General features: G+C 71.6%; 11 protein-coding genes. 4 read left to right on the top strand and 7 right to left on the bottom strand.

All coding sequences use genetic code 11. From position 1 onward, the window contains the following. Positions 1 to 139: 139 nt before the first annotated feature. The 3 genes from BGN97_RS11975 to BGN97_RS11985 are packed head-to-tail and all read right to left on the bottom strand — an operon-like array spanning position 140 to position 2,027. Positions 140 to 676, bottom strand: a complete 537-nt coding sequence (locus BGN97_RS11975; protein WP_292701715.1) for a GNAT family N-acetyltransferase — start codon at positions 674 to 676, stop codon at positions 140 to 142. Then, entirely contained in the window at positions 673 to 948 is a 276-nt protein-coding gene (locus BGN97_RS11980; RefSeq protein ID WP_292701717.1) for a DUF1778 domain-containing protein, read from the bottom strand. The genes BGN97_RS11975 and BGN97_RS11980 overlap by 4 nt, the downstream gene beginning before the upstream one ends. A gap of 47 nt (positions 949 to 995) precedes the next feature. After that, positions 996 to 2,027, bottom strand: coding sequence for an endonuclease/exonuclease/phosphatase family protein (locus tag BGN97_RS11985; RefSeq protein ID WP_292701720.1), 1,032 nt, complete (start codon positions 2,025 to 2,027; stop codon positions 996 to 998). Between the two features lie 55 nt (positions 2,028 to 2,082). Between BGN97_RS11985 and BGN97_RS11990 the strand changes: the two genes are divergently transcribed. Then, a complete protein-coding gene (locus BGN97_RS11990; protein ID WP_292701723.1) occupies positions 2,083 to 2,958 on the top strand; it encodes a PHP domain-containing protein in 876 nt (291 codons plus the stop codon). A gap of 87 nt (positions 2,959 to 3,045) precedes the next feature. On the opposite strand, the gene BGN97_RS11995 is transcribed toward BGN97_RS11990, so the two are convergent. Beyond that, a complete protein-coding gene (locus tag BGN97_RS11995; RefSeq protein WP_292701726.1) occupies positions 3,046 to 4,566 on the bottom strand; it encodes a DEAD/DEAH box helicase in 1,521 nt (506 codons plus the stop codon). 186 nt (positions 4,567 to 4,752) lie between these two features. Between BGN97_RS11995 and BGN97_RS12000 the strand changes: the two genes are divergently transcribed. Then, the gene (locus BGN97_RS12000) at positions 4,753 to 5,463 is read left to right on the top strand and encodes a ferritin-like fold-containing protein (protein WP_285633800.1); all 711 of its coding nucleotides are present in this window, start codon (positions 4,753 to 4,755) and stop codon (positions 5,461 to 5,463) included. 47 nt (positions 5,464 to 5,510) lie between these two features. Here BGN97_RS12000 and BGN97_RS12005 read toward each other — a convergent pair whose 3' ends face one another. Together BGN97_RS12005 and BGN97_RS12010 are read right to left on the bottom strand one after the other, a co-directional pair. Then, complete coding sequence (locus BGN97_RS12005; protein ID WP_292701732.1) at positions 5,511 to 5,798, bottom strand: hypothetical protein; 288 nt, start codon at positions 5,796 to 5,798, stop codon at positions 5,511 to 5,513. Position 5,799: 1 nt separating this feature from the next. Beyond that, positions 5,800 to 6,024 carry a DUF3107 domain-containing protein gene (locus BGN97_RS12010; RefSeq protein WP_285633794.1) on the bottom strand — a complete coding sequence of 75 codons (225 nt, stop codon included), beginning with the start codon at positions 6,022 to 6,024 and terminating at the stop codon, positions 5,800 to 5,802. 140 nt (positions 6,025 to 6,164) lie between these two features. On the opposite strand from BGN97_RS12010, the gene BGN97_RS12015 reads away from it, so the two are divergent. Then, on the top strand, positions 6,165 to 9,428 hold the full coding sequence (locus tag BGN97_RS12015) for an ATP-dependent DNA helicase (RefSeq protein ID WP_292701737.1): 3,264 nt from the start codon (positions 6,165 to 6,167) through the stop codon (positions 9,426 to 9,428). Then, on the top strand, positions 9,425 to 12,916 hold the full coding sequence (locus BGN97_RS12020; protein WP_292701741.1) for an ATP-dependent DNA helicase: 3,492 nt from the start codon (positions 9,425 to 9,427) through the stop codon (positions 12,914 to 12,916). Before BGN97_RS12015 ends, BGN97_RS12020 begins: the two co-directional genes overlap by 4 nt. Here BGN97_RS12020 and BGN97_RS12025 read toward each other — a convergent pair. Then, a partial coding sequence (locus tag BGN97_RS12025; protein ID WP_363331430.1) for a phosphotransferase occupies positions 12,862 to 14,152 on the bottom strand: 1,291 nt, incomplete at its 5' end. The genes BGN97_RS12020 and BGN97_RS12025 overlap by 55 nt on opposite strands.

The raw sequence follows: 14,152 nt of genomic DNA on the forward strand, positions 1-14,152 counted from the left end.
AGGAAGCCCTGCGGGAAGGGCTGCTTGCGGGAGCTGTTGGCATCCTTGGGAGCGTCGGTCGGGGTCTCGACGACGGTGTCGTTCTCAGCGCTGGTCATGTGCTCCATTGTCTCATCGACGCAGGGAGCCCGCTTCGTGCTCAGGTGGTCTCGTGGGCCTCTTCGCCAGGCAGTTCACCGAGTGACTTCTCGATGTCGCTCATGAGCATGTACATGACACGCTCGCCGTGCGGCACGGTCGCGAATCCGTACTTCTCATAGAACGCGGCGGCGGACTCGTTGAGGGCATGCACGATCACTGCACGCGCGCCGACGATTCGCGCCGCGGTCACGGCCTTGCTGAGGGCGTCTCGCAGCAGGGACCGCCCCAGGCCCACGCCCTCATAGCGCTCATCGACTGCCAGGCGGCCGATCAGGATGACAGGGATCGGGTTCGGAGAGTTCCTCTTGAGGGCGGCGTTGGCATCATCGTGCACGAGGGCACTTGCGCACAAGCAGTAGTAGCCGGCGACGAGACCCGTGTCGATGTCGACGGAGACGAATGTGCGGGAGTTGCCTGCACGCTCATTGCTCAGCGCGCGATCTCTGAGCCAGGTGTTCAGCGACTCCTCGACGGAGCGGAATTCTCGAACAGGGTCGGTCCCGAGGGGAGCGCGGGGCGAGGAGAACCTGGTCAACCCTCGAACACCGAAGGCTTGCGAAACAGCTCCTTGAGCCCGGAGAGCGACTGCGCGGGTCGATCCAGTACGTCGTTGAATGCTTCCCACGCTTCATCCGACATCCGGAGTTCCCGCTGTCGACGGATCACATCCGCGGCTTCCGCGACGAGCAGGGGCACCGAGAACTCGGTCACAGTGCGACCCTCTATCGTTGCGGCCTGCTCGATCTCGCGTTTCTGAGCGCTCGAGAGCCGCAGCTCGAGCCGGCTGTCCTTCGTCGCGGTGGTCATGTCATCCACTGTACGGCAATCTGCCGTACATAGCCAGAGAGGCGGTCTCAGTGCCCTGGCGAGACCGGCTCCAGCTGGGCGACCAGCGCGCGGTGGTCGCTGCCGCCGGCATCCTCGAGGACCTCGGATCCGGTGGCTCGCCAGCTCTCGCTCGCCATGATGTGGTCGATCGGCGCACCGAGCAGGGCCGGCACGCTCGCGGGCCAGGTGCCCAGCATCCCGTTCCCGGTGCTGCTGGCGACGTCGTGGCAGCGCCCCATGGTGCCGCCGGCGTCGCCGAAGGAGGCCATGTGGTCGAGGGTCGAGTTGAAGTCGCCCGCGAGGATGAAGTCCCCGGCGGGGCACTGGTCGGCGATCCACGCCAGATCCGACTTCCAGCGGCTCATGGCCTTCTCGCGCGGGGCGACCGCGTGCACGGCCACGATCGTGGGGCCCTTGCCGCTCACCGGCATCGCCACGACACTCGGCACCGATCCGGTGTTGCTGGATCCGTCACGGGAGGACTCGATGACCGAGTAGTTCCCGAGCTTGGCGGAGATGAGGATCGTGGTCTGCCACGCCTGCGGGCCGTTGGACACGTCGGGGCGGATGTTCACGTTGTGCACCCACATCGGGTTGCCCGCCTGACGCATCATCAGAGCGATGCGCTCGCCGACCTTCTCCGAGGTCTCCGGCAGCGCCACGACGTCGACCTGCTGCTCCTCGATGACCTTCGCGATCTGCTCGGCGGACACGGCCGCGCCGTTGGTGTTCCAGGTGAGCACGCGCAGCGCGGCATCCGTCTTCGCGGGCAGCGCGCCGGTCCCGACGCCGCGCAGGGCGCCGACCAGGCCCGTCGCCCCGGCTCCGAGCAGCGCGACGATGAGGATCGACGCCGCGAAGCCGCGCAGCGGCCGTGCGATGAGCAGAAGGAGCGCGAGCACGGCGACGCCCAGGAACGCGCCGATCACGAGTGCCCGGGAGGCGATGATCTGGGCGATCGGGAACGTGTCCTCCAGGTGGAAGAACTGCGGCCACACGAGCACCGCCGTCGCGATCGCGAACAGCACGGTGATGAGGATTCCGACCAGACGTAGCATCGTCCGAAAGCCTAGGCGAATCTTGCTGTGACACCCCTGGCGGTACGCTCGGAGGATGACCCAGGGCGCCCACTCCACCGTCTCCGGTCCGAGCGACCTGCACCTGCATTCGAACCACTCCGACGGCACGGAGTCCCCGGCCGACGTCGTGCGGGCGGCCCACGCCCACGGCATCCGCACGGTCGCGCTGACCGACCACGACCGCACCACGGGCTGGCAGGAGGCGGGCGACGCCGCGGTCGCGCTGGGGATGACGTTCATCCCCGGCATCGAGTTCTCCTCCCGGCACGAGTGGCGCAGCGTGCACGTGCTGGGCTACCTGTTCGATCCGACCGATCCGGCGCTGGTCGCCGAGACCGAGCGGATCCGCGAGGACAGGGTCGGCCGCGCCGAGCGGATCGTGCGCAGCATCGCCCGCGACTACGAGCTGAGCTGGGACGACGTGCTGCTGCAGACCACGCCGGATGCCACGGTCGGCCGCCCGCACATCGCCGACGCACTGGTGGCGCGCGGGATCGTCCGCGATCGCACGGAGGCGTTCGACGGCATCCTGCATCCGCGCACCGGCTACTACGAGCCGCACTACGCGCCCGACCCGCTCACCGTGGTGCGGCTGATCACGCGCGCCGGGGGAGTGCCGGTGATCGCGCATCCGGCGACCTCCGGCCGCGACCGGATGATGCCGGTCTCCTTCTTCGACCGGCTCGTCGCGGAAGGGCTCGGCGGACTCGAGATCGACCACCGCGAGAACACCGAGGACGGCAAGCGGGCGCTGCGCGAGATCGCGGCGCGACACGACCTCATCATCACGGGCTCGAGCGACTACCACGGCGCGGGTAAGCCCAACCTGCCCGGTGAGAACACGACCTCCGACGAGATGGTCGCCCGGATCATCGCCCGAGGCACGGGCGCGCCGCCTCGGCGCCCTTAGCTGGGACGCAGGTCAGCCGGGCGCACCCCCGAAGCAGAGCAGCCGCGCGTCCCGGATCGGGACGCGCGGCTGCTGCGTGAGTGATCGTCAGGCGCCGGTGGGCGCGGCACCGCCGGAGCGGCGGCGACGGCGGCGGCGCTGCGGGGCGGACTTTCCGTCCCGGTGCTCGTTGGTGGCATCGCCGTCGTGAGTGCCGGCGCCGTCCGCGTCGCGGCCTGCGGCGGGTGCGCTCTCGGCGTGAGCGGATGCCGTGGTCTCGGCGCCCTCGGCGAAGGTCGCGCCGACCTGCTCGCCGCCCGAGCCGCGGCGGCGGCGACGGCGGCGACGGGTGGTGCCCTCATCGGTGCCCTCTGCGGCGGCATCCGCTGCCTTCTGCGGCTGACGCTGGCGACGCTCGGACGGAGCCTTCTCGGCCTTCGGTGCGGTGCGCAGGCGGCCCTTGGTGCCCTCGGGGATGTTCAGGTCGGTGTAGAGGTGCGGGCTCGACGAGTAGGTCTCGACCGGCTCGGGCTGGCCGAAGTCCAGCGCACGGTTGATCAGGGCCCACTTGTGCAGGTCCTCCCAGTCGACGAACGTGACCGCGATGCCGGTCTTGCCTGCGCGGCCGGTGCGGCCGGCGCGGTGCAGGTACGTCTTCTCCTCGTCCGGGATGGTGTGGTTGATCACGTGCGTCACGTCGTCGACGTCGATGCCGCGGGCGGCGACGTCGGTGGCCACCAGCACGTCGCGCTTGCCGGCCTTGAACGCCGCCATCGAGCGCTCGCGCTGCTCCTGGCCCATGTCGCCGTGCACGCCGCCGACGTTGAAGCCGCGGTCGTTCAGCTCATCGACCAGCTTCTGCGCGGCGCGCTTGGTGCGGGTGAAGATCACGGTCTTGCCGCGACCCTCGGCCTGCAGGATGCGGGCGATGACCTCGTCCTTGTCCAGCGAGTGGGCGCGGTAGACGATGTGCTTGATGTTCGCCTGCGTGAGGCCCTCGTCGGGGTCGTTCGCGCGGATGTGGATGGGGTTCGTCATGAACCGGCGCGCCAGCGCCACGATCGGGCCGGGCATCGTCGCCGAGAACAGCTGGGTGTGGCGCACGGCCGGCACCTTGGAGAAGATCTTCTCGATGTCGGCCAGGAAGCCGAGGTCGAGCATCTTGTCGGCCTCGTCGAGCACGACCTCGGTCGCGTGCGACAGGTCGAGCAGACGCTGGTTGGCCAGGTCGATCAGACGACCCGGCGTGCCGACGACAATCTGCGCTCCGGCCTTGAGCTGGTCGATCTGACCCTCGTACGCCTTGCCGCCGTAGATGGCGACCACGCTGGTGGAGCGGTTCGAGGTCAGCATGTCGATGTCCTCGTACACCTGCACCGCGAGCTCGCGGGTGGGGACGACGATCAGCGCCTTGACCCCGGGCTCCGGGTCCTGACCCAGGCGCTGCACCACCGGGATGCCGAAGCCGAAGGTCTTGCCGGTGCCGGTCTTGGCCTGGCCGATGATGTCCTGGCCGGGGAGGCCGAGGGGGATGGTCTGCTCCTGGATCGGGAACGCGTCGACGATGCCCTTCGCGGCGAGTGCGTCGAGGATGTCCTGATCGATTCCGAGATCAGCGAATGATGTCACGTCTGTCTTTTGCCTGTCCGGCGCGTGCGCGGCGGTCTGCCGTGCGAGCGGCGCCTCGTTACGATCCACGCCGTCAACTGCTGCCACAGGCGCGGGGTCCTGCTCCGATGGCAGGACAGGAACAGCCTACCGGAGGCGGGTCCGTTCCTCCGCAGGCTCCGGCACCGCGGCCGGTAGTCTGGGCGGGTGGTCAACTGGTTCTGGAAGCGCAAGCCGCAGCGACGCACGCTCACCCTGCGCAGCAGGGGCGACGACGGCGGCGCGCAGCGCGTGGACTTCGCCGAGCTCGCGCCCGAGCTGAACCGCTTCCTCGGACAGGCCGCCTACCTGCAGCTGGGCTACTTCGAGACGCTCAGCCGCAGCATCCGCGGCACGCAGTCCCTGGCCCGCAAGGAGGCGCTCTCCCGCGCCGCGGGAGCGGCGCTCGACAAGCACCGCGGGATCGTGAAGGTGATCGCGGAGCAGGGGGAGGACCCCACCGAGGTGATGCTCCCGTTCCGGGAGAACCTCGACGCCTTCCGCCGCAAGACCATCGGCGTCCGCCAGGAGGAGACGCTGCTCGCGGTCCACCTCACCGCCGGAATGCTGGACGACTTCTACCTCGCGCTGGCCTCCAGTTACGGTCGCACCGGGGAGCAGGTCGCGGAGATCCTGCGTCAGCCGGATGCCGGTGACGAGATCGTCGCGATCATCCGGGAGACCATCGAGAGCGACCACGAGTGGCGCTCACTGCTGTCGATGTGGGGGCGCCGACTGGTCGGGGACACGCTGCTGGTGTGCAGGGATGCGCTGCGCCCCGGTCGTCTGGAGGCCGACGACAGTCGCATCGAGCCGGTCTACACCGAGCTGATGGGGGCGCATGCGCGCCGCATGGACGCCATGGGGCTCGCCTCGTAGCATCCGCCTTCGCGGCATCCGCCCTCGCGGCGTCAGCCCTCGTGGCGTCAGATGCCGAGCGCCTGCTTCGCCGCCGCGTCGCGGCGTGTGCGCACCGCGCTGATCGCCACGGTCAGAACGGCCGCCAGCAGCAGCCCGCCACCCAGGCTCGCGAACCACAGCCACGCACTGGTTTCGGCGACACCCGCCCACTGCAGGACCGTGTAGATCGCAGCCGCGGCGGCGGTCGCGATCCCCGGTGTCACGGCGACCCCGCGCAGATCGCGCTTCGGCAGCACGAAGTGCAGTCCGATGCCCAGCGCGCAGGCGGCGATCAGCGCGAGCAGGATGTACATCTCAGGCGACGAAGCCGACGCGGCGCGACTCCTCGGTGCCCAGCTCGATGTAGGCGAGGTTGGCGGTGGGGACGATGTACGAGCTGCCCTTCGCATCCGTGAAGCTCAGGTGGCTGGCGTTCTGCTCGAGCGCTCCGGCCACCTGCGAGCGAATCTCGTCGGCGCTGGTGCTGGTCTCGAAGCTCAGCTCACGACCGGTGTTGACGATGCCGATGCGGATTTCCACGCGATCTCCTCAGATGTCTGCGAACACGGTCGACTCTACCCGCTGGCCCGGACGCCGAGCCCGGCGGCAGCGCCGATTTCGCCCTGGGCGCACATCGCGATGGACCGACGCTGTCGGCACCCGCCGCTAGCGTGGAGGACATGATCCCGGATGCCGCTCAGCACGTCGTCGTGCACGCCGACCCCACGGCATCCGGCGTCGTGATCGGCGCACCGGGCACGGGCAAGACGGCCGCGCTCGTGGACCGCGTCGTGCACCTGCTCGACGGCGTGATGCTCCCCGAGGAGCTGCTCGTGATCACGCCGAGCCGCCAGGCGGCCACCGCACTGCGCGACCGGGTGGGCGTGCGGGTCGACCAGGCGACCCCGGGGCCGCTGGTGCGCTCGCTGGGATCATTCGCCTTCCAGCTGGTCCGCGGCGCCATGGTGCGCGAGGGGCAGGATCCGCCCGCGCTGCTCACCGGCGCCGACCAGGACCGCATCCTCGCCGACCTCCTCGCGGGCGACGCCGAGGACGACGCGCGCCGCTGGCCCGACACCCTCAGCCCGGCCGTCCGCGCGTCGAAGGGCTTCCGTTCCGAGCTGCGCGCGTTCCTGGCCGAGTGCACCGAACTGGGCGTGCGGCCGGGCGAGCTGGAGGACTCCGGCCGCGAGGTGTGGCAGGCGGCGGCGGACTTCCTCGCCGAGTACCGCGAGGTGATGGACGGCATGCGCGTCGCCCACCGCGACATCCCCGAGCTGCTGTCCGAGGCGACGGGCATCCTGGGCGCGGCGGATCCGGTGTCCCTCGGTCCCCTCGCAGCGCTGCGCACCGTGCTCATCGACGATGCGCAGGAGCTCACCCGCGGCGGCATCCGCCTGGTGCGAGCGCTGCGCGAGCGCGGGGTCGCCGTCTTCGCGTTCGGCGACCCCGACATCTCGTCCGGCGCGTTCCGCGGCGCCAGCCCGCAGCTGTTCGCCGAGCTGGCGCAGGTGCTCGGCGATGTGCACGTGCTCGACACCGCGCATCGGCAGAGCCCGGCGCTCACCGCCCTGACCAGGACCGTCACGCAGGCGATCGGCGTCGCCGGCCGCGTGGATCACCGTCGCGCACCCGGAGAGATGACGGGCGACGCCGTGCGCACCCTCATCGCCCCCTCGCCGCACGAGGAGATCGACCGGATCGCCGCCACGCTGCGCGACTGGCATCTCAGCGACGGCATCGCCTGGACGGACATGGCCGTCATCGCCCACGACACCAGGCAGATCGTCATGCTCGAAGCCGAGCTCGCCGCACGCGAGGTGCCCACCCGGGCCGCCGGCGTGCCGCGCCCGCTGGGCAGCGACGGCACCGTGCGCGAGATCGTCGAGATCGTCCGGCTGGGGCTGACGCCCGCGGCCGATCGCCCGTCGGACCTGCTCGCCGAGGCTCTCGTCTCGCCGTTCGGGGGACTGGATGCCGTGGGCCTGCGGCGCCTTCGCGCCCGCCTGCGGCACGTGGAGCTCGCCGGCGGCGGATCCACGCCCGCCCGGGAGCTGCTGCGTGAGGCGCTGCAGTTCCCGCACCTGTTCGATCGCGTCGACGCGCCAGAGGCCCGCGTCGCGCAGCGCTTCGCCGAGACCCTCGCCCAGCTGGAGGCCGCGGGCGACGCGGGCGAGACCATCCACGAGCTGCTCTGGCGCGTGTGGGATCGTGCGCGGTCGATCGGCGGCACGTCGCTGCAGACCGCCTGGCGCGCGGCCGCCGATCAGCCCGGCGGGTCCGAGATCGCCCGCGCGCTGGACAGCCTGGTGGCGCTCTTCGACGCGGCCAAGCGGTTCGTGGAGCGCTCGCCGCAGGAGAAGCCCGCTCTGTTCATCCGCGACATCCTGGACAGCGAGGTCCCCGAGGACACCCTCTCCACTCCGGACCGGCCGGGCCTGGTCACGCTGATGACCCCGGCGTCGGCGCTCGGCGCGGAGTTCGAGGCGGTAGTCGTCGCCGGTGTGCAGGACGGCATCTGGCCGAACGTGCGCCTGCGCGGCGGGATGCTGGAGACCTGGCGTCTGGGGGAGTGGCTCGCGGCCACGCGGGAAGGGCACCCCGAGGTGGTGCCCGGCGTGCTGGACCGCCGGCGTGCCGCGCTGCATGACGAACTGCGCCTGTTCGTGCGCGCGCTGTCGCGGGCGCGCACGCGGCTGGTGGTCTCGGCGGTGGACGACGACGACATGACGCCCAGTCCGTTCTTCTCGTTCCTGCCCGCACCGCCGCCGCTGGAGGCCGAGGAGCAGCGGTTCGCGCATCCGCTCACACTGCGCGGACTGGTGGCGCGGCATCGCCGCACCCTGACCACCGCGTCCGATCCAGCCGAACGCGTCGCCGCAGCGGGGCAGCTGCGCCTGCTCGCCGAGGCGGGGGTGCCGGGCGCATCGCCCGATGACTGGTACGGCGTGACCGAGGTGTCGAGCGCCGCCCCGCTGCGCGACCTCGCGGCGGCGCCGGTGAAGGTGTCGCCGTCGAGGCTCGAGGCCTTCGAGGAGTGCGGGCTGAACTGGGTCGTCTCTGCGCTCGGTGGAGACACGGTCGCTCCGCCTTCGGCCGGGATCGGCACGATCGTCCACGAGGCGATGGAGAAGGTGCCGGACGGCGACCTGGCCGCGATGACGGCGATCGTCGACGAGCACTGGCCGGAGCTGGACTTCGAGACCGAGTGGATCGGCCGGAAGGAGCGCCGTCGCGCAGACCTGTACGTGCAGCGGCTGCACTCGTACCTCGGCGAGACCGCCCGTGACGGTGGACGGGTCGTGGGGGCGGAGGCGAGATTCCGGTTCGCCGTCGATCTGGACACCGAGCAGGTGCTGCCGGATGCCGAGGACGCGTCCGGCTCCCGGCTCGCGGACGGCGGCGACGCGGGCGCGCACGAGCAGCCGGGGGCGCCGGAGGCCGGCATCCCGCCGCGCGCGGTGGTGAGCGGCGTCATCGACCGCGTCGAGGTGTACCCGTCCGGCGCCGGCGAGCACGACGCCGCGCGCGGGCAGAAGTGGGACCGCATGAGCGAAGGCCAGGACGGTGAACGGGTGATCGTGGTCGACCTGAAGACCGGGAAGTACGAGCCAGACACCGAGGCGAACGTGCGCGAGCACGCCCAGCTCGCCGCCTATCAGATCGCCGTGCAGCAGGGACTGATCGAGGGCGCCCCGCCCGCGGCCCTCACCGGCGCGCGCCTCGTGATCGTGTCCAAGACCGTGGGCAGGGCGGACTACCGGGTGGCACACCAGCACACGCTCGACGACGAGGCCAGGGCAGCGTTCCTGCACCGCGTCTCCGAGGCGGGGCGCGGCATGGCCGCCAGCAGCTTCACCGCCCAGGTGGAGGCGCACTGCGCCGACACGCTCGTCCGGGTGACCCCGTGCCACATCCACACGGTCCCGGCGGTGAGCGCGTGAGCACGGCCGCCGACTGGGCGGTGCCGTCCGCCATCTCCGCCGAGGTCATCGCACTCGCCCTCGGACTGCCCGTCCCCACCGACGCGCAGCAGCTCGTCATCCAGGCCCCGCCCACCCCGGCGCTGGTCGTGGCGGGGGCCGGCAGCGGCAAGACCGAGACCATGTCCGGCCGGGTCGTCTGGCTCGTCGCCAACGGGCACGTGCGCCCGGACGAGGTGCTCGGGCTCACGTTCACGCGCAAGGCGGCCGGCGAGCTCGCCGAGCGCATCGGCACACGTCTGGAGACCATCGACCACTTCGGCCGGCGCGGCCTGCTCCCGCACCTTCCGGAGCTCGTCGCCACGGATTCCCTGCGCCGCGTGCACGACGCCGCACCGGGCGTGCAGCGCGATGCGGTGCGCATTCAGGTGCTCGACGAACTGGCCGCGCGCTACGACACCGGCTGGGATCCGCGCACGCCCCGCTCTGCGGAGGATCTGCTGATCCGCCCGCGGGTCTCCACCTACAACGCCTTCGCCGACGGCATCGTCCGCGAGCACGCAGCCCGCATCGGACGCGACCCCGAGGCCGCGATGCTCAGCCAGTCGGCATCCTGGCTGATCGCCCGCGCCGTCGTGCTCCGCGCCGACGTGCCGGGGCTGGAGGACATCGACCGCGCGCTCGGCACGGTCATCGACGCCGTGCAGAAGCTCGCCGCGGAGGTGCTCGACCATCGCGTCGACCTGGATGCCGTCGAGCGCATCGCCGTGGAGCAGGCCGCGGCCTTCGAGCCTTACCGCAGCAACCGCGACGTGGACACAGCGGCGCTCAATCTGCTGAGCATGCCGGTGCTGGTGCGTCTGGTGCGGGAGTACATCGCCGAGAAGGAGCGGCGCGGCGTGCTCGACTTCGCCGATCAGGTCGGCGGCGCCTTCGACATCGTCGAGACCGCCCCCGATGTGCGCGCGGAGCTGCGCGAGCAGCACCGCGTCGTGCTGCTCGACGAGTACCAGGACACCTCGGTCATCCAGACCCGCTTCCTCGCGGCGCTGTTCCGCGACAGTGCGGTGATGGCGGTCGGTGATCCGCACCAGTCCATCTACGGCTGGCGCGGCGCGAGCGCCGACAACCTGTACGCCTTCGGCCGGGCGTTCGCCGAAGAGCGGTCCGCGACCACCTACAGTCTGATGACCAGCTGGCGCAACGACAGCAGCATCCTCGACGTCGCCAACCGCATCCTGGAGCCGCTCAAGCGCCCCGGACTCGACGTGCCCGCACTCGAGCCGCGGCCGGGTGCCGGTGCAGGCCGGGTCGAGGTGCTCTTCCCGCACACGGTCGACGACGAGGCCGAGCAGGTGAGCGCGTGGTTCGAGCAGCGCAGGGCGGAGCACGCGGCATCCGGCGCCGACCGCGCGCACACCGGGGCGATCCTGTTCCGCTCCAAGCGGCACATGCAGACCTTCGCCGGCGCGCTCGCGCGCCGCGGCATCCCGCACCGCATCCTGGGCCTCGGCGGCCTGCTGTCCACCCCGGAGGTCGTCGACGTCGTCTCCATGCTGCGGGTCATCCACGACCCCACGGCCGGCTCCGCGCTGATCCGGATGCTGGTGGGGCCGCGCTTCGCGATCGGCGTAGCCGACATGGCGGCGCTGTACGACCTGGCATCCGCGCTCGCCGGACGGGACGCCGACCTCAGCCCGCTGTCCGACGAGGTGCAGCAGCGGCTGCGCTCCTCGCGCGGCGCGGACGAGGCGGTCTCGATCGTCGACGCCGTCGACTTCCTCCGCGCCGCCCCCGACGACTACCGCCTCATCGCCGGAATCACGCCCGGGGGAAGGGCGCGGTTGCGAGCCGCGGGCGAGATCCTCGAGCGGCTGCGCCGCTCGGCGGGCCTGCCGATCCCGGAGCTGCTCCGTCTCATCGAACTGGAGCTGCGGCTGGACATCGAGCTCGCCGCGAACGAGACGAGGGGCCCCGCCCGCGTCGCGGCGACGCAGCTGCGGGCGTTCACCGACGAGGTGCGCGCGTTCCTCAGCGCCGATGATCGCGGCACGATCGGCAGCCTGCTCGCCTGGCTGGACAAGGCCGAGAGCACCGACGAGCTCATGCCCCGGCCCGAGCCTCCCGAGCCCGGCGTCGTGCAGCTGCTCACGATCCACGGCTCGAAGGGCCTGGAGTGGGATGCCGTCGCCGTGGTGCGCCTGGTCGAGGACGAGCTGCCCAGCCGGGTGAGCGACACGTCCGGCTGGTTCGGGTTCGGCGTGGTCCCGTTCGCGCTGCGTGGCGATCGCGACGCCCTTCCGGTGTTCCGCTGGGATCCGCAGTCGGAGATGGATGCTGCCGGCGACGCCCCCGCGAAGCGGCACAAGGCCGCGCTGGACGCGCTGGCGGCCGGCGTCACCAAGGCGTTCCCGCACGGCGGTGCGCTGCGTCGTTTCAAGAACGAGTACCGCGACTATCAACAGCAGGAGGAACGCCGGCTCGCCTATGTCGCGGTGACCAGGGCACGGCAGGATCTGCTGCTCTCGGGCGCCCACTGGGCCGGCCAGACCAGGCCCCGCAAGGCCAGTCCCTATCTGCGGGACGCGATCGACGTGCTCGGCCTCGACCCGATCGGCGACGTCGATCCCGACGACAACCCGTATGAGGGACCGGGCATGACCGCGGCGTGGCCGCTCGATCCCCTCGGGGCCAGGCGGAGTCGCGTCACCGACGCGGCGGGTCTGGTGCGTGCGGCGATGGATGCCGCTCCTCCCGAGCCGACCGTGCAGCTCGAGCGTCTACTCGCCGAGCGCGCGGAGCGCCTGCGCGGCGCAGGCGGCGAGGCGCCCACCCGCGTGCCCGCCTCGCGGTTCAAGGACTGGGTGACCGACTATCGCGGCACCCTGCGCGACCTCGGTCGTCCGATGCCCGAGCGTCCCTACACGCAGACCAGGATCGGCACGCTCTTCCACGCCTGGGTGGAGCACCGCTCCGGTCTCGTCGGCGCGGGTGCGGCCGAGAGCGCGCTGTGGGAGCTCGATGAGGATGCGCCTGAGGCCTCCGGCGTGGTCGCGGTGAGCGGCGATGACGAACAGGCGCTGGCCGCGCTCCGCGAGATCTTCGAGCGCAGTGAGTGGGCGGCGCTGCAGCCGATCGCGGTGGAGATCGAGATCGACTTCGCCTTCGGCGCCGATACGTCAAGCGGCTCCATGACCCAGGGCGCAGGGACGGGCCACATCGTGATCTGCAAGCTCGATGCTGTCTACCGCCGCGAGGATCGCGGCGGTCGCATCGAGATCGTCGACTGGAAGACGGGCCGTGCGCCGCGCACCGCGCAGGAGAAGGAGGAGCGGATGCTGCAGCTCGCCCTCTACCGGGTCGCATACCACCGCCGGTTCGGCATGCCGCTGGACCAGATCGACGTCGCGCTGTTCTACGTGGCGGACGACCTGGTCATCCGCGGCGACCGGATCTACTCCGAGGCGGAGTTGGTCCAGCGCTGGAGCGCCGCGCGCGCCGCACGCTGAGCCTCCTCGGCCGAGTCGATGTCGCTCGGCGCATCCGGCTCAGCGGTGACCGGACCGGTCTCCCCGTCGCGATGCGTCGAGCCGCGCACGCCGCTGATCTCGCCGAGGTCCTGCGTGTCCTGCTCCCACGAGCCGTGCTGCTCGGTGGAGGTGCTGTCCTCGCCCTCCGCGCCCGCGGGCTCGGAGCCCTCCGCATCGCCGGCCTCCTCAGCGTCGGACGCGGCAGCGTCGTCCTCGCCCGTCTCGGCCTCGTCCAGCCAGAGATCCTCCGGTCGGTACGCGTCGGTCTGCATCGAGGTGTCGATCGCGTTGGCCGCCGTCTCGGGCGTCTGCTCGAGCACGTCGAGCGCCGAGTCGACCCCGCCGGTGTACGCGGCGACCACGCGCAGGTCGTCGCTGCGCAGCCCGTCGGCGAGGGACTCCAGCAGCCCGGCGGCGTCGTCCACGATGTCGGGTCGGCGCAGCTCGTCGCCGTGCACCAGCCAGCGGGCGAACTCCAGTTCGGCGTGCAGCCGGGCGCGCACCCGCAGCGCGTCGTCGGCCGCGCGGGACGACGCGGACACGTACGCCGCGAACACGTCATCGGCGGCGTCCCTGGCACCGGAGAGCCATCCCAGGTCCTCGGCGGGATCGCTCACGGTCAGCCCGCGCCAACCGATCACCCCGGTCACCTGCGGCCCGTCGTTCGGGTCGTCCTCGAAGAGGAACGACTGCGCCTGCAGACCCGCCATCGTGACGGCGGCCTCGAAGCGCCACAGCTCGTCATCGGCCGCCGCGTCCCGCCACCGCGCCGTGAGGCGGGCGGGCACACGTCCGGTGCCGGCCGCGCGGTCGATCAGCTGCTGGATCTCGGCGCGCACGGTCGCGGCGTCGCGGACCGTGAGCCCCGCTGCCCGCACCACCGACGCGGGCAGCGAGTGCACGGCGGCTATCGCCTCGCCGATCGACACGGCCGCACCCCGTCCGGCGGGGATGTCGCCGGCCTCGATCTGGAACCCCGGCATCAGGTCGGTCACCAGCGCCCTGGCCTCGCCGACGGTCGTCTCGCCGATGTGCGTCGGCACCTGGAACGGCAGCATCTCGCGGGCGCCGGCCGTCAGCGCGCGCAGCGCCAGGGACTCCTCGGCGAGCTCGCGCGCGGCGGCATCGTCGGATGCCGCGCGGATGACGAGCTCGCGTCCGTCGGCGAGAGTGGCGACCGCGGAGTCGAACCTCCCGTCCCCGTTCGAGGTCAGG

The sequence above is a fragment of the Microbacterium sp. 69-10 genome, from assembly GCF_001897945.1.
GTDB lineage: Bacteria > Actinomycetota > Actinomycetes > Actinomycetales > Microbacteriaceae > Microbacterium.